This is a genomic window from Pseudomonas sp. 31 R 17, assembly GCF_900004915.1.
GTDB lineage: Bacteria > Pseudomonadota > Gammaproteobacteria > Pseudomonadales > Pseudomonadaceae > Aquipseudomonas > Aquipseudomonas orientalis_A.
Genome location: NZ_CVTN01000033.1, coordinates 32,579 through 50,027, shown reverse-complemented (window position 1 = coordinate 50,027; position 17,449 = coordinate 32,579). Strand labels below are relative to the sequence as shown.

General features: G+C 60.3%; 16 protein-coding genes and 1 pseudogene. 6 read left to right on the top strand and 11 right to left on the bottom strand.

Annotation, left to right across the window (positions count from 1 at the left end; translation table 11 throughout):
- From proB to rplU, 4 genes are all read right to left on the bottom strand, one after another.
- A partial coding sequence (proB, locus tag BFP89_RS01585) for a glutamate 5-kinase (RefSeq protein ID WP_065883538.1) occupies window positions 1-564 on the bottom strand: 564 nt, incomplete at its 3' end.
- 110 nt (window positions 565-674) lie between these two features.
- Entirely contained in the window at window positions 675-1,898 is a 1,224-nt protein-coding gene (cgtA, locus tag BFP89_RS01580) for an Obg family GTPase CgtA (protein WP_065883536.1), read from the bottom strand.
- A gap of 193 nt (window positions 1,899-2,091) precedes the next feature.
- On the bottom strand, window positions 2,092-2,349 hold the full coding sequence (gene rpmA, locus BFP89_RS01575) for a 50S ribosomal protein L27 (protein WP_003176049.1): 258 nt from the start codon (window positions 2,347-2,349) through the stop codon (window positions 2,092-2,094).
- A 34-nt stretch (window positions 2,350-2,383) separates the two neighbouring features.
- Window positions 2,384-2,698 carry a 50S ribosomal protein L21 gene (gene rplU / locus BFP89_RS01570; RefSeq protein ID WP_003176051.1) on the bottom strand — a complete coding sequence of 105 codons (315 nt, stop codon included), beginning with the start codon at window positions 2,696-2,698 and terminating at the stop codon, window positions 2,384-2,386.
- Between the two features lie 239 nt (window positions 2,699-2,937).
- Between rplU and BFP89_RS01565 the strand changes: the two genes are divergently transcribed.
- The 3 genes from BFP89_RS01565 to BFP89_RS01555 all read left to right on the top strand — a co-directional run bounded on the left by BFP89_RS01565 (window position 2,938) and on the right by BFP89_RS01555 (window position 4,856).
- A complete protein-coding gene (locus tag BFP89_RS01565) occupies window positions 2,938-3,906 on the top strand; it encodes a polyprenyl synthetase family protein (RefSeq protein WP_065883534.1) in 969 nt (322 codons plus the stop codon).
- 193 nt (window positions 3,907-4,099) lie between these two features.
- The gene (locus BFP89_RS01560; protein WP_065883533.1) at window positions 4,100-4,441 is read left to right on the top strand and encodes a zinc ribbon domain-containing protein YjdM; all 342 of its coding nucleotides are present in this window, start codon (window positions 4,100-4,102) and stop codon (window positions 4,439-4,441) included.
- A gap of 157 nt (window positions 4,442-4,598) precedes the next feature.
- Window positions 4,599-4,856 (top strand): PA4570 family protein, encoded by a 258-nt coding sequence (locus BFP89_RS01555; RefSeq protein ID WP_003194088.1) that lies wholly within the window; start codon window positions 4,599-4,601, stop codon window positions 4,854-4,856.
- A gap of 124 nt (window positions 4,857-4,980) precedes the next feature.
- Here BFP89_RS01555 and BFP89_RS01550 read toward each other — a convergent pair whose 3' ends face one another.
- Window positions 4,981-5,598 (bottom strand): FKBP-type peptidyl-prolyl cis-trans isomerase, encoded by a 618-nt coding sequence (locus tag BFP89_RS01550; protein ID WP_003176055.1) that lies wholly within the window; start codon window positions 5,596-5,598, stop codon window positions 4,981-4,983.
- A gap of 256 nt (window positions 5,599-5,854) precedes the next feature.
- Between BFP89_RS01550 and BFP89_RS29595 the strand changes: the two are divergent.
- Both BFP89_RS29595 and BFP89_RS29590 read left to right on the top strand, forming a co-directional pair.
- Window positions 5,855-6,871 (top strand): annotated as a pseudogene (locus tag BFP89_RS29595) (methyl-accepting chemotaxis protein); the annotation flags it as partial.
- Window positions 6,872-6,910: 39 nt separating this feature from the next.
- Window positions 6,911-7,774, top strand: coding sequence for a methyl-accepting chemotaxis protein (locus tag BFP89_RS29590; protein ID WP_370671195.1), 864 nt, complete (start codon window positions 6,911-6,913; stop codon window positions 7,772-7,774).
- Window positions 7,775-8,409: 635 nt separating this feature from the next.
- Here the strand turns inward: BFP89_RS29590 and BFP89_RS01540 are convergent.
- From BFP89_RS01540 to BFP89_RS01520, 5 genes are all read right to left on the bottom strand, one after another.
- Complete coding sequence (locus BFP89_RS01540; RefSeq protein ID WP_065883527.1) at window positions 8,410-8,778, bottom strand: glyoxalase superfamily protein; 369 nt, start codon at window positions 8,776-8,778, stop codon at window positions 8,410-8,412.
- 83 nt (window positions 8,779-8,861) lie between these two features.
- Window positions 8,862-11,330: a dermonecrotic toxin domain-containing protein gene (locus BFP89_RS01535; protein WP_065883526.1), complete on the bottom strand. Its 2,469-nt coding sequence runs from the start codon at window positions 11,328-11,330 to the stop codon at window positions 8,862-8,864.
- Between the two features lie 119 nt (window positions 11,331-11,449).
- Window positions 11,450-12,922: an N-acyl-D-amino-acid deacylase family protein gene (locus BFP89_RS01530; RefSeq protein WP_065883524.1), complete on the bottom strand. Its 1,473-nt coding sequence runs from the start codon at window positions 12,920-12,922 to the stop codon at window positions 11,450-11,452.
- A gap of 1 nt (window position 12,923) precedes the next feature.
- Window positions 12,924-13,784, bottom strand: coding sequence for a MurR/RpiR family transcriptional regulator (locus BFP89_RS01525; protein WP_065883522.1), 861 nt, complete (start codon window positions 13,782-13,784; stop codon window positions 12,924-12,926).
- Window positions 13,785-13,795: 11 nt separating this feature from the next.
- Complete coding sequence (locus tag BFP89_RS01520; RefSeq protein WP_256097298.1) at window positions 13,796-15,145, bottom strand: GntT/GntP/DsdX family permease; 1,350 nt, start codon at window positions 15,143-15,145, stop codon at window positions 13,796-13,798.
- 248 nt (window positions 15,146-15,393) lie between these two features.
- Here BFP89_RS01520 and BFP89_RS01515 point away from each other — a divergent pair, with 248 nt between their 5' ends.
- Window positions 15,394-15,774, top strand: a complete 381-nt coding sequence (locus tag BFP89_RS01515; protein WP_065883518.1) for a lysozyme inhibitor LprI family protein — start codon at window positions 15,394-15,396, stop codon at window positions 15,772-15,774.
- Window positions 15,775-15,785: 11 nt separating this feature from the next.
- Here the strand turns inward: BFP89_RS01515 and BFP89_RS01510 are convergent, their stop codons facing one another.
- On the bottom strand, window positions 15,786-17,231 hold the full coding sequence (locus tag BFP89_RS01510) for a SulP family inorganic anion transporter (RefSeq protein WP_065883517.1): 1,446 nt from the start codon (window positions 17,229-17,231) through the stop codon (window positions 15,786-15,788).
- Window positions 17,232-17,449: the final 218 nt, after the last annotated feature.

Genomic DNA, 17,449 nt, shown 5'->3' with positions numbered 1-17,449 from the left:
GTCGGGATTGTGGCGCGGGTCAGCGTCGAACATGCCGTCGCGGTCGGTGAGGATCACCAGCAGGTCGGCTTCCACCAGGTTGGCTACCAACGCGGCGAGGGTGTCGTTGTCGCCGAAACGGATTTCATCGGTGACCACGGTGTCGTTCTCGTTGATCACCGGGATGACCTTGAGCTCCACCAGCGCGCGCAGGGTACTGCGGGCGTTGAGGTAGCGCTTGCGGTCGGACAGGTCGTCATGGGTCAGCAGGATCTGCGCCGTGTGGCGACCGTGCTCGGCAAAGCTGGACTCCCAGGCTTGCACCAGGCCCATCTGGCCGATGGCGGCGGCGGCTTGCAGTTCGTGCATCGCGCTGGGTCGCGCGGTCCAGCCGAGGCGGCTCATCCCGGCGGCAACTGCCCCGGACGATACCAGCACCAATTCGACTCCGGCCTCATGCAAGGCCACCATCTGCTCGACCCAGACGCTCATGGCGGCACGGTCCAGCCCCTTGCCATCCGCTGTCAGCAACGCACTGCCGATCTTCACGACCCAGCGCTGCGCACCTGTCACTTTGCTCCGCATCATCTTCAACCTTAGAGTGAGGGCCGCGCGACCCAGCGCCGCCCATAACGTTATACCCGGATACCAAAACGCCGCTCCAAGGGAGCGGCGTTCAAGTTTATCGCAACGAATCAGTCGCGCACGTAAATGATTTCCGGGCCGTCCTCATCATCCACGTCTTCTTCGTCCCAGTCATCGTCGCCGATGTCATGCACCGACTTCACGCCGCTGCGGCGCAGGGCACGCTGGTCGTCCAGCGCTTGCAGCTGGGCACGGGCTTCGTCTTCGATCTGCTGGTCGAGTTCGGCGAGCTCGGCCTTGAACACCGGGTCGGCCGCCAGGCGGTCGGCGCGGTCTTCCAGGTAGCGCATGATGTCGCGGGTCAGGCGCTCGGTGCCTTCTTTGGCGATGGCCGAGATCACGTAGACCGGACCTTCCCACTCCAGGCGATCGACGATTTCCTTGACGCGCTCTTCGTGCTCTTCCTCAAGGATCTGGTCGCACTTGTTCAGCACCAGCCAACGATCACGCTCGGCCAGGGCCGGGCTGAACTTGGTCAGTTCGCTGACGATCACTTCGGCGGCGTCGGCTGCACTGGTGTCATCCAGTGGCGCCATGTCGACGAGGTGCAGCAGCAAACGCGTGCGCGACAAGTGCTTGAGGAAGCGAATCCCCAGGCCTGCGCCGTCGGAAGCGCCTTCGATCAGGCCAGGGATGTCGGCGATCACAAAGCTCTTCCAGCGGTCGACACTGACCACGCCCAGGTTGGGTACCAGGGTGGTGAACGGGTAGTCGGCGACTTTCGGCTTGGCGGCCGAGACCGAGCGGATGAAGGTACTTTTACCGGCGTTCGGCAGGCCTAGCAGGCCTACGTCGGCGAGCACTTTCATTTCCAGCTTGAGGTCGCGCTGCTCGCCCGGCTTGCCCGGGGTGGTCTGGCGTGGCGCACGGTTGGTACTGGACTTGAATCGGGTGTTACCCAGACCGTGCCAGCCGCCCTGCACCACCATCAGCTTCTGGCCGGCCTTGGTCAGGTCGCCGATCACTTCCTGGGTCGCGGAGTCGATGATCGTGGTACCGACCGGTACGCGCAGTACCAGGTCTTCGCCTTTTTTACCGGTGCAGTCGGTGCTGCCGCCGTTGGAGCCACGCTCGGCATCAAAGTGCCGGGTGTAACGGTAGTCGACCAGGGTGTTGAGGTTTTCGTCGGCCATCATATAGATGGAACCGCCGTCACCGCCGTCACCGCCGTTGGGGCCACCGTTTTCAATGAACTTTTCGCGACGGAAACTCATGCAACCGTTACCGCCGTCGCCTGCTTTTACTCGGATGGAAACTTCATCAACGAACTTCATAACAAAACGCCTCTCGCCGCACGGACGAGCTTAAGAAACCAAGACATAAGACTCTTGCAAAAATGAGCGTAGCGACCTCAATCAGCGACCGCAAATCCAGCCCCGGAGCCCATCACAAACAGCTTTGCAAGAGACTCACCCCATAAACGAAAAAGCCCCGTCGCGAGACAGGGCTTTTCCAGCGATCGCGCAATTAAGCGGCGACAACGCTCACGTAACGGCGGTTGAACGCGCCTTTTACTTCAAACTTGATCACGCCTTCGATTTTCGCGAAGAGGGTGTGATCCTTACCCATGCCAACACCGTAACCGGCGTGGAATTGGGTGCCGCGCTGACGCACGATGATGTTGCCCGGAATGATTTTCTGGCCGCCATACATCTTCACGCCAAGGCGTTTGGCTTCTGAGTCGCGACCGTTACGGGTACTACCACCAGCTTTTTTGTGTGCCATGAGTCAATTCTCCTAGTGAGGAATTAGGCTGAAATTAAGCCTGAATACCGGTGATTTTGATCTCGGTGTACCACTGGCGGTGGCCCATACGCTTCATGTGGTGCTTACGACGACGGAACTTGATGATGCGGACTTTATCGTGACGACCTTGGGAGATCACTTCAGCCACAACGGTAGCGCCAGCAACAACTGGAGCGCCGATGTTCACGTCATCGCCATTGGCGACCAACAGAACGCGATCAAACGTCACGGATTCGCCAGTGGCGATTTCCAGTTTTTCGATCTTCAGGTATTCACCTGGGGCGACTTTGTATTGCTTGCCACCAGTAACAATTACTGCGTACGACATGGTATTTCTCCGATAATCCTGCTCACCCAGCGCTTTATAAGAAGAGGTATTGGCTGGCATGGCTGCATGGGATGGACGTCCCGAATGCAATTGCGTAAGGCAGGTGCTGCCCAGGAAGTTCAGGGTGCGCGATTGTACGCAAGGTAAATGGGTGTTGCAAGGGGCCGTCTATCGCGCCTTGACACCCGGGGGTCAGGGTCCTAGCATGCCGCGCAACCCTTCTGGAGCGACTGTCGCTGATGCAACCCCAAGCTTTCTACCGCGCGGTCGCGGACGATTTTAGCGCCGTCGACGGCATCATCAAGCAGCAGCTGACGTCCAAAGTGCCGCTGGTCTCCAAAATTGGCGACTATATTACGTCGGCGGGCGGTAAGCGCCTGCGTCCTTTATTAGTGTTGCTGTGCGGCAAGGCCCTGGGCCGCGAAGGCGATGACCTGCGCCTGCTGGCCGCCACCATCGAATTCCTGCACACCGCCACCCTGCTGCATGACGACGTGGTCGACATGTCCGGCATGCGCCGTGGCCGCGAGACCGCCAATGCCATGTGGGGCAACGCGCCAAGCGTGCTGGTGGGCGACTTCCTGTACTCGCGCTCGTTCGAAATGATGGTTGAACTGGGCTCGATGCCGGTCATGAAAATTCTTTCACAGGCCACGCGCATCATCGCCGAAGGCGAAGTGCTGCAGCTGTCGAAGGTACGCGACGCCAGCACCACCGAAGAAACCTACATGGAAGTGATTCGCGGCAAGACCGCGATGCTCTTCGAAGCCTCCACCCACAGCGCCGCCGCGCTGTGCGGGGCTACCGCCGAACAGGCCGAGGCCCTGCGCACCTTTGGCGATCACCTGGGCGTGGCGTTCCAGCTGGTGGATGACCTGCTCGACTACAAGGGCGACGCCGAAACCCTGGGCAAGAACGTCGGTGACGACCTGGCCGAGGGCAAGCCGACCTTGCCGCTGATCTACACCATGCGCGAAGGCACGCCGGAACAGGCTGCACTGGTGCGCAAGGCGATCCAGAAAGGCGGCATCGAAGACCTGGAGGCCATCCGTGCCGCCGTGGAAGCGTCAGGCTCGCTGGAGTACACCGCACAACTGGCGCGTGACTACGTGGCCCGTGCGATCAAGTGCCTGGACGCCCTGCCCGCCAGCGAATACCGGGATGCCCTGGTTGAGCTGAGTGAGTTTGCGGTCGCCCGCACTCACTAAAGCACCAGCGCCGCAGGACCCTGTGGGAGGGGGCGTGCCCCCGATAGCAGTAGCTCAGCCAATGTATAAGGTGGCTGACCGACCGCAATCGGGGGCAAGCCCCCTCCCACATTTGAATTTCATACAGCCTGCAAGGCCACAAAACCCTATATAATGTGCGACTTTTAGCCATCCTGACTCTCAAGGAGCTTTAGTGAGCACGTTGCCACCCTGCCCGAAATGCAATTCCGAATACACCTACGAAGACGGCACCCAGTTGGTCTGCCCGGAATGCGCCCATGAATGGTCCGCCACTGGCGAGACCGAAGCAGCGGGCGATGAAACCGTGAAGAAAGACTCTGTGGGCAATGTCCTGCAGGACGGCGACACCATCACCGTGATCAAGGACCTCAAGGTCAAGGGCACCTCCCTGGTGGTCAAGGTCGGCACCAAGGTCAAGAATATCCGCCTGTGCGACGGCGACCACGATATCGACTGCAAGATTGACGGCATCGGTCCGATGAAGCTCAAGTCCGAGTTCGTGCGCAAAGTCTGAATCTGCTGCATCCATCCCGCACCCGCTGCGGGATGGCGCTTTGCCCTCCCGTTGACCTGTCTCAAATACCCACACAAAAAATCGTAAACCGCCAATAGACACTTGCTATTCTACGAATAAGAATTATTCTCATTGAAACCCATCAAGGAGAACGACCATGACTTATTTGATAGATGCCTGGCTGGACCGCCCACATCCGTACCTGCGAATCCTGCATCGGGAAACCGGCGAAGTCTGTGCGGTGCTGGAAGAAGAAGCGCTGAATGAGCTGCAGGACCAGGGCGACCTGGACGTGAATGGCCTGAGCTCCAGTGAACCCGGTGTGCTGAAAGAGGTGGTGCGTAACTTGTTTCTGTTCTGCTATGCCCGAGCGTTGCGCCCGGCGACGGAGCTCAATGGCAAGTTCCATCCATGAGAAACAACAGCCAATGTAGGAGCGAGCTTGCTCGCGAAGATAACAAAGGCAGCGCGCTAAACCAGGCTTTACGCGTTATCGTTGACGTTCTTCGCGAGCAAGCTCGCTCCTACAGGTACAGGCCTTACAGAACGTCGAGCAGCTCGACGTCGAACACCAGAACGCTGTGCGGCGGGATGCTGCCAACGCCTTGAGCGCCGTAAGCCAATTCGCTCGGCACATAGAGACGCCATTTGCTGCCGGCATTCATCAGTTGCAGGGCTTCGGTCCAGCCGGCGATCACGCCACCAACCGGGAATTCTGCAGGCTGACCGCGCTCGTAGGAGCTGTCGAACACAGTGCCGTCGATCAGCGTGCCGTGGTAGTGAGTGCGCACTTGATCTTCACGGGTTGGCTTAGCGCCATCACCGGCCGTCAGGACTTCAAATTGCAGGCCGGAAGCCAGTGTGGTGATGCCGTCACGCTTGGCGTTTTCAGCAAGGAATGCCAGGCCCGCACCTGCGGCAGCTTCAGCCTTGGCAGCGGCTTCGGCTTGCATGATTTCGCGGATCACCTTGAAGCTGGCCGCCATTTGCTCCTGGTCAACACGGCTTGGCTTGCCTGCGAACGCATCGGTCAGGCCGGCCAGGATGGCGTCCAGGCTTACGCCTGGTGGCGGGTTGTCGCGCAGTTGGTCGCCCAACTGACGGCCGATACCGTAGCTGACGCGGGTTTCGTCGGTGGACAGATTAACTTCGGACATGAAGAGGCTCCGCTGTAGGACAACGCTGTTTACTGCGTCATCCAAAACTAAAAGGGCCCGCAGACTAGCACACAAGTCCGACGCGTGATGAGCCCCGCACACCCGCTTCCATTACCGCACCTGCAACGTTTTTTCACTGCGCCGATAAAAGTATTTCAGATTCACGCCCTGCCGCCGATACAGCGCTACACACTTTGGCTGGCTCCAACAAAACAACATCGTCCAGCGAACAGACATCACTCTTGCGGAGCATTAGATGAACAGCTGGTTCGGTAACATCAGCGTCAACCTCAAACTGGGCCTGGGCTTCGGCCTGGTGCTTGTCCTCACCTCGATCCTGGCACTCACCGGCTGGACCAGCCTGGGCGGCCTGATCGATCGCAGCAACTGGATGAGCGACATCACTCAGCTCAACGCCTCACTGACCAAACTACGTATTGTGCGCCTGCAATATATGCTGGCCAACGGCGATGAAGAAGTGGCGCAGAACGTGCAAACCAGCCTTGACGCCTTTGCCGCCAAGCAACAAAAGCTGCTGGACAGCTTCAAGAGCCCTGAAAACGTCAAGCTGCTCAATCAACAGAAAGCCGTCATTACGGCGTATCAGCAGTCGTTGAACAAAATGCGCGAGGCCTATCGCAACGGCAACGCCGCACGCCAGGTCATGGGCGACAAGGCCGACATTGCCAACGCACAAATCAATGCACTGGACACCAACGTGCAGCAGATGCCCGACAGCCCGGAACGTTTCGCACAGTTCCAGGCCGTGTCCAATGCCAAGGAAGAGTTCCTGCTGGCGCGCTACGAAGTGCGTGGTTACACCAACAACGTCAACGCAGAAAACGAAGCCCGTGCCGCCGCACAAATCGAAAAAACCATCGCCGGCCTGAAAAGCCTCAATGCCGTCTTCGGCAGCAGCCAACAGGCCGCGCTGAGCGCGCTGGAAACCGCACTGGGTGCCTATCGCAGCGCGGTACAAAGCTATAAAGCCGCCAACGCCAACATCGTGGCCGCCCGCGCCGAAATGACCACCCAGGGCGCCGATATCGTCACCATCAGCGACAAGCTTTACGACATCCAGCTGGACCGCCGCGACGCCGAAAGCGCCCAGGCCCGCAGCCTGCAATTGATCAGCACGTTGCTGGCCCTGCTGGTGGGCATCATCGCGGCCTGGGTCATCACCCGCCAGATCACCCGCCCGCTGCAAGACACCCTGGCTGTCGTCGAGCGCATTGCCTCCGGCGACCTGAGCCACAACATCCAGGTCACCCGCCGTGATGAACTGGGTGTGTTGCAACAAGGCATCCAGCGCATGGGCACCACCTTGCGTGAACTGATCAGCGGCATTCGTGACGGCGTGACCCAGATCGCCAGCGCGGCCGAGGAACTCTCAGCCGTGACCGAGCAAACCAGCGCCGGCGTCAACAGCCAGAAGATCGAGACCGACCAGGTCGCCACGGCGATGCATGAAATGACCGCCACCGTGCAGGAAGTGGCACGCAACGCCGAACAGGCCTCCCTGGCCGCTGCCGATGCTGATGGTCAGGCCCGCGCGGGCGACAAGGTGGTGGCCGAGGCCATCGCCCAGATCGAACGCCTGGCGGCCGAAGTGGCACGCTCTACCGACGCCATGACCCACCTGCAACAAGAGAGCAACAAGATCGGCAGTGTGATGGATGTGATCAAGGCCGTGGCCGAACAGACCAATCTGCTGGCCCTCAACGCGGCGATTGAAGCAGCCCGTGCCGGTGAAGCCGGTCGTGGGTTCGCCGTGGTGGCCGACGAAGTGCGTGGCCTGGCCCAGCGTACGCAGAAATCCACCGAGGAAATCGAAGGCCTGGTTGCCGGCTTGCAGAACGGTACCCAGCAAGTGGCCAACGCGATGAATAACAGCCGCAGCCTGACCGACAGCAGCGTGGACCTCACGCGCAAAGCCGGTGCATCCCTGGAAAACATCACCCGTACAGTGTCGAACATCCAGTCGATGAACCAGCAGATTGCAGCGGCCGCCGAACAGCAGAGCGCCGTGGCCGAAGAGATCAGCCGCAGCATCGTTAATGTGCGCGATGTATCCGAGCAGACCGCTACGGCCAGTGACGAGACGGCCAAGTCGAGCGTGGAATTGGCGCGTCTGGGTAGTCAGTTGCAGCAGATGGTCAGTCATTTCCGGGTGTAAAAAACAAAAAGCCGCCTCGATCTAAACCGAGGCGGCTCCACTTCATTAGACCTTAAAGGTCATCGAAGCTGTCCCGTAGGAATTTCCAAACATGATAAACATGCACGGCATTCACTACGAGGTTCCACGCACGTCGTGCAAACTTAGACATACTCGGCCCTCCGTGAGTCAGGCCTTACCTCCAGCACACTTACCGGAACATGTGGGGCCTTCGGATGCAGGTCAATGCATCTTTGAGGCGGCCGGGTTGATGGGCCTCCCGCTTGAATCCGGCACGGATTACTAGCCCGTGGCGGTCGGTCCAAAAAATCGCGCGCGTACCCGGCGCACCTGAAAGCGACAAACTCAGAACGAATGGAGCCTACCCAAAACTCCGCGGGAAGGTGTGACAAGCGCTGGGCAAATACTCAGTATTGTTCGGGGGATCTATTGCAAAATTTTGCGACAGGGATCATTCCTATGGAGTCCCATAAAGAAGGGGGGGCAGGACATCGTTCAATCTTGCGTGATGATAAGACCAGGGTTAATATCCGCCTGCAGGTCAATGCATCTTTGATGATAGCAATCCAGCCACTAACTGGATTGCAAAAAAAAACCGCCCTACTAAGGCGGTTTTTTATTGCCTGCGATTTACCTCAGCCCTCCCCTTCCTCGACAAACACCACCCGATTCCCAAACGGGTCCTTGATGCTCATCTCCCGCGAGCCCCAGGGGGTCTGCTCCACATCAGGCTTCGCGTAACGGTAGTTCCTGGCCTGCAATTGCTGCTGATAAGCGTCTATTCCTTGCGCCTGGATCCGCACCGCAGCGCCCGGCGACGCATCGCCATGATGCTCGGACAAATGCAGCACGCACTCACCCAGCGACACCTGCAGGTACAACGGAAAATTGGCCTCAAAGCGATGCTGCCAGTCCACTTTGAACCCCAGGAAGTCGATGTAGAACTCCAACGCCTTGGCCTCGTCGAAAATCCGCAGGATGGGGGTGACTTTTCCTAAGTGCATGTGACTCTCCAAGTCCAGGTAAACACTGTTCGCTACAGGCGAACATCCACCCTAGCTCAACAGACCGCCAAAATGAAACACACTCAGTGACGGGAAAGCCTGGTGATCCTCGCGCTGGACAACTGATCATTGTCCACATGCACTTCATCGAACTGATAAGCGTCGTTGGCAAACTCGCGCAAGCGGCCTTCATTGCGCAGGCGTTCAATAGTGCCTGACGCCACACACTGGCGCGCTTCGACGAACTGGGGATTGGCATCGATATTTTCATTGAAGGACACGACGGGAATGCCGCGACTGTCGATTTCGTAAAGGTTGTATTGGCCGGCGAATTCGGTTTCACCAAAGTACTTCGCCGCCTCCTTTGAGCGGGAGGCGACCACGACGTTGCCATCCATCATCTTTTCCGGACCGGAAAAGAAATTCGAATCGCGAAACCCCGTATCTTCCGGATCGCCCCGACGCTCTACGCGGTCGGCCTTTTCGACGCGATACAACTTCGGCACGTCAGTGCGCTCAATCATGCCACGACTGTTGAAATACCCACCGGCAGGCAGGCTGACGCTGGCTTTGAACGGATTGGTCTTGAGCACGCTGTCATCGTCATACGCCTCATAATCCCCGGACGATGTGGCGTTCGAGTCGACGGAAGAAGGCGAGCGTTCATCGTCCGACAGCTCGGTTTCCGACTCGTCAATTCTCGGTTTCTTGGGCGTGACCGGAGCGTCTGCCACTATTTCATAGGTGGGCTGTACCAAGGGACGCTTGGATCCGGGCTGCAGGTAGATGTCCATGGATGAATCCCATAAGGGGTTCAATTGGCCCTCCTGCACGGCGGGTAATCGAGGAGGCTGATTGGGACTCATCAGCACACCGATTTGCCCGTTTACCCGCCGATAGTTGAAAAACGGTTTATCACCGCGCGCGCCGCCGGTTTCACCTTGCGTCGTCTGTGCGCCTGCCTGGCCAGTGGAGTCGCCCTCAGTGGGGGCGGCCTTGCCCAGCGCATGGAAAAACGCCATGGTCGCAACATCCGTGACGGCGGCATGCAAACCGCTTTTGCGCTCGGCCTGGGTGTCGCCTTCAACGGCCTGGTCGATTTCCATGCCCACTTGAACCCCGTATGAGGTAGCGCCCAGGGCGAGGCCGATCGGACCGAGCAATGCCATGGGAATGGAAAACACCGCGTTGCCCGCTTGCAGCATGCCTAACGCATCGTCCTTGTACACTTCTGCGTTGGACTTCATTTCAGTGTCTGCGTCGTCGTTGATACGCTGACGTGTCTGATTGGCCATGAAGGTGAACACATCGCCGCCAATCGGGACGTTGCGGGTGTTGATGTGACTGTCATTGGCCGCCATCGCGCCCGTGCCGATCTTATTCAAGGTACTGTCTACGCCGTTGACACTCAGGGTACCGAATACACCCTGCTGGCGATCACGCAATGCAAAATGCTCTTCCAGCGCCGCTGCCTTGACAGGGTCCCTGCTCTGCTCCACCACCCATTGATCCACTGCGGCGCGGTCCTTGAATGTCTTGAAGGCAGGCTTGCCCCCCGGAAAACATAAGGTTTCAGCGCCATCCTTGGTCACAAAACGCAGGATGTCGTTGGATCGATAGCCATTGATGTCGAAGCATAACGCCTTGACGTCCCCCTCTGGCGCGGCCTCTGCCTGCAACTGCGCTTTCGTGACCGGCCCTTCAAGCGGCACGTTGGGCGCGGCGGCCTTCATGACACCGGCGTAGGCCTGCGGGCTGAGCCCCTGACTGGGGTCCTGCTGGTTGAGGGCCCGCGCAGCACGGGCTTCCATCACAAACTGTTGCTTGGCCAACGCCCGCCACTCACTGCCATGCTGCGTCCAGAATTCATCCAGCCTGGCGGTCACTTTCTTCTGCAGATCGCCCTCTCGGACCAGTTTCAATAACTCACTGGGCTTCATTCGCAGTTGATTGTCCGCATCGTACTTGCCCTTGCCCGGGCCATCCAGGTAGAGGCCATAGACTGAATCCAGGTCACGCCACGTCTCCCTGGCATTGGGCACATCGTCATGAATTTTCGAATAGAGATAACCCGGCCCCGTTCGATCCAGCACCAGACGGCCGAGCCGGCTGAAAAAATCCGGCACACTCTCGCTGTCGAACAGCGAAAACGGACTGGTGTTCGAAGACATGAAGTGCGCCACGGCCTGGGCCTTGCCGGCCACCCCGTAGCGTTCGGCCGAGAAAAAATTACTGGCGACGGCCTCGGTGAGTGTCATCGACGACTCGGGCCTTGCACGATGCTCCCAGCCCGTTACGGCACCGCCGTTGCGGGTACTGGCGGCGGGTGAGAAACGATGCAGGTAAACCTTGTCCGGATCGACCCATTGATTGGTCTCGTTCCAGACTTTTTCCTGGATCCAGCCTTTGAGGGTATCGCGGGGAAAGGGGAACGCCGATACCGCATCGGCGCCTGAATTCAGCGTGGCGCCAGGTGCGGCACCGGTGGTCGAAGCGGGGACAGAGACAGGAAGGTTACCGACATGACTGGAGCTTATGGATTGAGTATTCATACGGATTCTCCGGAAGCGACCTGCTCATCTTAGAGAGCGGTTGCGCATACTCAATCCGCTTTTTGTAAGCGCTCATTGGGCATATTCCGACACGTTATCCACCGCAGGAAAACGTTAATTCATGTGCCCGACGCCAGCCCGAAGCCCTGACGCAAATCCCCGCTGCGCACCAAAAAACACCCCGCACGCTGCGCCGTCGCCTGCCCCTGGCGATAGCTCAACACCCCGTTGACCCAGACGCCCTCGATCCCCTCGGCTGCACGCTGCGGCGCCTTGAAGTCCGCCCTGTCGCGCACCCGCAGCGGATCGAATAACACCAGGTCGGCCCAGTGCCCTTCACGGATTTCGCCACGCTCAGCCAGGCCGAAGCGCGCCGCTGACAGCCCGGTCATTTTGTGCACAGCGGTGTGCAACGGGAACAATCCGACATCACGACTGAAATGTCCCAGCACCCGTGGGAACGCGCCCCACAATCGGGGGTGGGGAAACGGGTCTTCGGGCAACCCGTCGGAGCCGATCATCGACAGCGGATGCGCAAGAATACGTCGCACATCCGCTTCATCCATTCCGTAATACACCGCACCGGCGGGTTGCAGACGGCGGGCGGCGTCCATCAGCGCAATGCCCCACTCGGCGGCAATGTCCTGCAAGTCACGCCCGCCCATTTCAGGATGGGGTGTGGACCAGGTGATGGTGATGCGGAACGCGTCAGTGACCTGCTTGAGGTCCAGGGTCGACGAGCTGGCCGCATAGGGATAACAATCACAGCCCACCGGCTGGGTTTTCGCCGCCGCCTCAAGCGACGCCAACAGTTGCGGGCTGCGCCCCCAGTTCCCCGCACCGGCGCACTTGAGGTGAGAAATAATCACAGGCGCACGGGCATGTCGACCGATTGAAAACGCTTCGTCCATTGCCTCCAATACCGGCTCGAACTCACTGCGCAAATGCGTGGTGTACACCGCGCCATAAGCGCTCAGCTCTTCGCTCAGTTGCAGCACCTCCTCGGTCTCTGCATTGAATGCACTGGCGTAGGCAAGGCCCGTGGATAAACCCAGGGCACCGGCGTCAAGGCTCTCCTGTAATTGCATGCGCATGGCCGCGATTTCATGCGCCGCAGCCGTGCGGTGCAGGTCGTCCATATGATTGCTGCGCAGTGCCGTGTGGCCGATCAGTGCGGCGACATTGACTGCGGGGTGGGCGCGTTCGACCGCCGCGCGATAATCGATAAAGCGCGGGTAGGCAAACGCCTCGGCATCGCCCAACAGGTTCATCGGATCGGGTGGATTGCCACGCAGGCTCACAGGTGAAGCGCTGATGCCACAGTTGCCGACAATCACCGTGGTCACGCCCTGGCTGAGCTTGGGCAGCATCTGCGGGTGGCGGATCACCACGGTGTCGTCGTGGGTGTGCACATCGACAAAGCCCGGCGCCAGTACGTAGCCGGTGGCGTCAACTTCATGCTCGGCTGTCGCCGCCGACAGGTCGCCGATCGTCTCGATACGCCCGTTGCGCACCCCCACATCGGCGAGGTACCCAGGCGTGTTGCTGCCATCAATGATCAGCGCCTGGCGAATCAGCGTGTCGTACGTCATTTCAGTCTCCAAGCGGCAGGCTGTCAGGGCCGCCGCGATAATCGTCCAGGGCGAGTTTGATCCGGCGCAGGCGTTCCTGGTTGGCGTCGGGCATGGCCAGCGCCAGCTCGGTGGCCAGCAGGTCGATGGCCAGCAGCATGCCGTAGCGCGCAGCCGTAGGCTTGTAGATAAAATGGGTTTCAGCCGGTTGCAGCGGCAGCACCACGTCCGCCAGCCCGGCCAGCGGCGAATCGGCCAGGGTGATGGCGACAACGCGCGCGTCGTAGTTGCGCGCCAGTGTCACCACATCCAACAGTTCGGGGGTCAGTCCGCTCAGCGAGCAGACGATCAGCGCCTGTTCCGGCCCCAGGGTCGCGGCCGTCACCCGCATCATCACCGGGTCGTGGCAGGCCGCAATCGGATAGCCCAGGCGCACCAGCCGCACCTGCAATTCATCGCTGCACAGGCTCGACGGGCCGCCCATGCCGAACGCGTGGATCATCCGTGCCTTGCCCAGCAGGCTCACCGCATCGACAAAGCTGTGCTGATTGAAGCCAACCAGGTGCTGGCGCAACGTCGCTTCGATATCTCCGAGAATCTGCCGATGAAATGCCGATTGTTCCGGCAGCCCCGCCGGGTCCAGGAAGCGGCTGCCAACCCCGCTGGCCTGGGCCAACTGCAGGCGCAGGTCACGCAAGTCGCGGCAACCGACACTGCGCGCAAAGCGCGACAAGGTGGCGGTACTGACCTCGGCCCGTTGCGACAGCGCTTCCAGGCTGGCCGACGCGGCAAAGCCCACATCGTCGAGCATCAGCCTGGCGATACGCCCTTCGCCGGCGCTGAAAGAGTCCTGGCGGGCGCGGATCTGGTAGAGGATGTCCATGGGGCTCCCGTTTACAAAAGGCAGGACAGACCGTAGGTCAGACCGAAGGCCACCACCGAAATCAGGGTTTCCAGCACGGTCCAGGTCTTGAAGGTCTGGATCACCGTCATATTGAAGTATTCCTTGATCAGCCAGAAGCCGCCGTCGTTGACGTGGGAAAAGATCACCGAACCTGCACCGGTCGCCAAGACCAGCAATTCAGGGTGGGAATAACCCATGCCCAAAGCGACCGGCGCCACCACACCGGACGCCGTGGTCATGGCCACCGTGGCCGAGCCCGTGGCGATACGCATCAGCGCGGCGAACAACCAGCCCATCACCAGTGGCGACAGCTGGAACGCATGGGCCAGACCGAGGATTTCGTCAGTGACGCCGGCATCCACCAGGATGCGGTTCAAGCCACCGCCCGCCCCCACCAGCAGGGTGATGCTTGCCGTGGGCGCCAGGCATTCATTGGTGAACTTGAGGATCGACTCACGGTTGAAGCCCTGGGCCAGGCCCAGCGTCCAGAAACTCACCAGGGTCGCCACCAGCAGTGCGATCACCGAGTTGCCGATAAATAACAGGAACTGGTTGAAGCCGGTGCCAGGCGTGGAAATCACATTGGCCCAACCGCCGATCATCATCAGCACGACCGGCAACAGGATGGTGCCCATGGTCAGCGCGAAGCTCGGCAAACGGGTACGCGGTTCGCGCTCGATAAACTGGCGCTCCAGGGGGTTTTCCGCCGGCAGGTGAATGTGCGGCACGATGAATTTGGCGTAGACCGGCCCGGCGATGATCGCCGTCGGAATACCGATCAGGATCGCATACAGCACGGTCTGCCCGACCGAGGCGTTATACGCCAACACCGCCATCATCGCCGCCGGGTGCGGCGGCACCAGCGCATGCACCACCGACAGGCCGGCGACCATCGGCAGGCCGACCATCAAGATCGACACGCCCACGCGCCGCGCCACGGTGAAGGCGATCGGCACCAGCAACACAAAGCCCACCTCGAAAAACAGCGGCAACCCCACCAGGAACGCGATGCAGACCATGGCCCAATGGGCATTGCGCTCGCCGAAACGGTTGATCAACGTACGGGCCACCTGCTCCGCGCCGCCGGACTCGGCCATCATCTTGCCGAGCATGGTGCCCAGCGCCACGACCAGGGCGATATGCCCCAGGGTCTTGCCGACGCCCGCCTCGTAAGAGCCCATGATGGTGTCCGCCGGCATCCCGGCCATCAGCGCCAGACCAATGGACACCAGGGTGATGACGATAAACGGATTGAGCCGGTAACGTGCGATCAGCACGATCAAAGCAATGATGGCGATGGCGGCATATGCCAATAGCCCGAAGCCCGGTGATGCGGCCATGCGGTACTCCTCGGAAAGGGTCACGTCGAATATGTTGTGAAACTCATAAATCATTACCGAAGAGGGTTTTCAAATTTTATGAAAGTAATTACCGCGCAGGGATAAGCGCTGTCGCGGTGGGATATGCCCGACGCCGCCGCATGAAAATTCAGGGGGTGTTCTTACATCACCTTCAGATAAGGGCCGGAAACTCAGCGTGCGTCGTCGAGTCATACAATGCACATCCATCGATGCCAGGAAAAACACAGATGATTCGCACAACGCTCGCCGCCGGCGCCCTGCTTCTTGCCATCTGCGGCACTGCCGCCGCCGCCGATAACCCGGCGCTGAACAAATGCATGGACGGCGCGAACACCACCGCCGATATGGTCGGCTGCAATGTCAAGGAGGCCAAGGTGCAGGATGCGCGGCTGAACAAGGCTTACAAGACTGCGCTGGCCGCCCAGGAAGGCAACCGCAAGCAGCAACTGCAGGACCTGCAGCGCCTGTGGATCAAATACCGTGACGCCAATTGCGCCTTTGCAGGCAGCGCCACCGGCGGCACCATCGATCAGGTCAACGGCTCCGGCTGTGTGCTGGACATGACCCAGACCCGTGCCCAGGAACTCGAAAACCTGGTCGGGCCCTAGGCTGCTGCAGGTCAGTCGTGCTGAACCCTTGCACGCTTGAGCAGCTTCTTGCAGCGCTCCGAGAGGTGCAGCACGCGCAAATGCTTGCCCGCTTTGCTGTAGCGCTCGCGCAGGGTCATCAGCGCGGCAATCGCTGAATAGTCGACGAAGCTCAGGTGACGGCAGTCGAGCGTCACCTGGGCCGGGTCGTTGGCCGGGTCGAATTGATTCAGGAACGGCGTGGTCGAGGCAAAGAACAAGGTGCCGTGCAGGCGATACAGTTTGCTGCCGTCGGCTTCCAGGTGTTCATCGGCATACAGCTCACGCGCCTGTTGCCAGGCGAAGTTCAGCGCAGCGATCACGATACCGCACAGCACAGCGGTCGCCAGGTCGGTGAACACGGTGATGACCGTCACTGCGATGATCACCAGCACGTCATTGAGCGGGACCTTGTTGATCACCCGCAACGACGCCCAGGCGAACGTCTGCTGGGACACCACGAACATCACCCCCACCAGGGCCGCCAGCGGAATCCGCTCGATCAGCGGCGACAGAAACAGAATGAACAGCAGGATCATCACCCCGGCAAACACGCCGGAGAAACGCCCACGCCCGCCGGAACTGAGGTTGATCACGGTCTGCCCGATCATCGCGCAACCGCCCATGCCGCCGAACAGGCCCGAGACCATATTCGCAGCGCCCAGGGCCACGCTTTCGCGGTCAGGGTAGCCACGGGTCTCGGTGATTTCGTCGGTGAGGTTGAGGGTCAGCAGGGTTTCCAGCAGGCCGACCATTGCCATCAGGAACGCATAGGGCGCGATGATCCCAAGGGTTTCCAGGGTCCAGGGGATCTGCGGCAGCGCGAAGGTCGGCAGGCCGCCTGCGATGTGCGCCATATCGCCGAGGGTGCGGGTAGGCAAGCCGAGCAGGTACACGGCCAGGCCCACGCCGAGGATCGCCACCAGGGCCGGCGGCACGGCGCGGGTCAGGCGTGGCAGCAGGTAGACGATGGCCATGGTGGCCGCGACCAGCGCGACCATCACGTACAGCGGTGTACCGCTGAGCCAGGCTTCACCCCTTTTGAAGTGCTCCAACTGCGCCAGCGCAATGATAATCGCCAGGCCGTTGACGAACCCCAGCATCACCGGGTGGGGCACCATGCGCACCAGCTTGCCCAGGCGCAACAGGCCGAACGCGAGCATGATCAAGCCGCCCAGCAGCACGGTCGCCAGCAAATACTCCACGCCGTGTTGCACCACCAGTGCCACGATCACCACCGCCATGGAACCGGCCGCACCGGACACCATGCCGGGCCGGCCGCCGAACAACGCGGTGAGGGTGCAAATGATAAAAGCGCCGTAGAGCCCCATCAGCGGGTTGAGATGGGCCACCAGGGCGAAGGCGATGCACTCGGGCAGCAATGCAAATGACGTGGTGAGGCCGGCCAGGGCGTCGGCGCGCAGACGGGTGAGCTTCATGGAGTACCAGGGAATTGCGGGGGATAAGGCGGGGAATGGTACGGAATTGAGCGGGGCGGGGCTAGCCTCGAAGACCGAGGCGACCCCAATCGGGGCATAGGTATCTACACAACTCAGCAGCGCCCAACCGTAACCACGATGCGAAGCGAGCCGCTCTTGATCTTGATCTGCTTTTGATCCTAGGCGCCCCGTTAAACCACGCTGGCCGAACGCAGGCT

Bases quoted from the DNA above. Each gene is read 5' to 3' on its own strand.
- BFP89_RS01515 (WP_065883518.1), top strand. From the start codon at position 15,394: ATGATTCGCACAACGCTCGCCGCCGGCGCCCTGCTTCTTGCCATCTGC.
- cgtA (WP_065883536.1), bottom strand. From the start codon at position 1,898: ATGAAGTTCGTTGATGAAGTTTCCATCCGAGTAAAAGCAGGCGACGGC.
- BFP89_RS29590 (WP_370671195.1), top strand. From the start codon at position 6,911: ATGGGCACCACCTTGCGTGAACTGATCAGCGGCATTCGTGACGGCGTG.
- BFP89_RS01520 (WP_256097298.1), bottom strand. From the start codon at position 15,145: ATGGCCGCATCACCGGGCTTCGGGCTATTGGCATATGCCGCCATCGCC.
- rplU (WP_003176051.1), bottom strand. From the start codon at position 2,698: ATGTCGTACGCAGTAATTGTTACTGGTGGCAAGCAATACAAAGTCGCC.
- BFP89_RS01530 (WP_065883524.1), bottom strand. From the start codon at position 12,922: ATGACGTACGACACGCTGATTCGCCAGGCGCTGATCATTGATGGCAGC.
- rpmA (WP_003176049.1), bottom strand. From the start codon at position 2,349: ATGGCACACAAAAAAGCTGGTGGTAGTACCCGTAACGGTCGCGACTCA.
- BFP89_RS01555 (WP_003194088.1), top strand. From the start codon at position 4,599: ATGACTTATTTGATAGATGCCTGGCTGGACCGCCCACATCCGTACCTG.
- BFP89_RS01535 (WP_065883526.1), bottom strand. From the start codon at position 11,330: ATGAATACTCAATCCATAAGCTCCAGTCATGTCGGTAACCTTCCTGTC.
- BFP89_RS01550 (WP_003176055.1), bottom strand. From the start codon at position 5,598: ATGTCCGAAGTTAATCTGTCCACCGACGAAACCCGCGTCAGCTACGGT.
- BFP89_RS01510 (WP_065883517.1), bottom strand. From the start codon at position 17,231: ATGAAGCTCACCCGTCTGCGCGCCGACGCCCTGGCCGGCCTCACCACG.
- BFP89_RS01540 (WP_065883527.1), bottom strand. From the start codon at position 8,778: ATGCACTTAGGAAAAGTCACCCCCATCCTGCGGATTTTCGACGAGGCC.
- BFP89_RS01525 (WP_065883522.1), bottom strand. From the start codon at position 13,784: ATGGACATCCTCTACCAGATCCGCGCCCGCCAGGACTCTTTCAGCGCC.
- BFP89_RS01565 (WP_065883534.1), top strand. From the start codon at position 2,938: ATGCAACCCCAAGCTTTCTACCGCGCGGTCGCGGACGATTTTAGCGCC.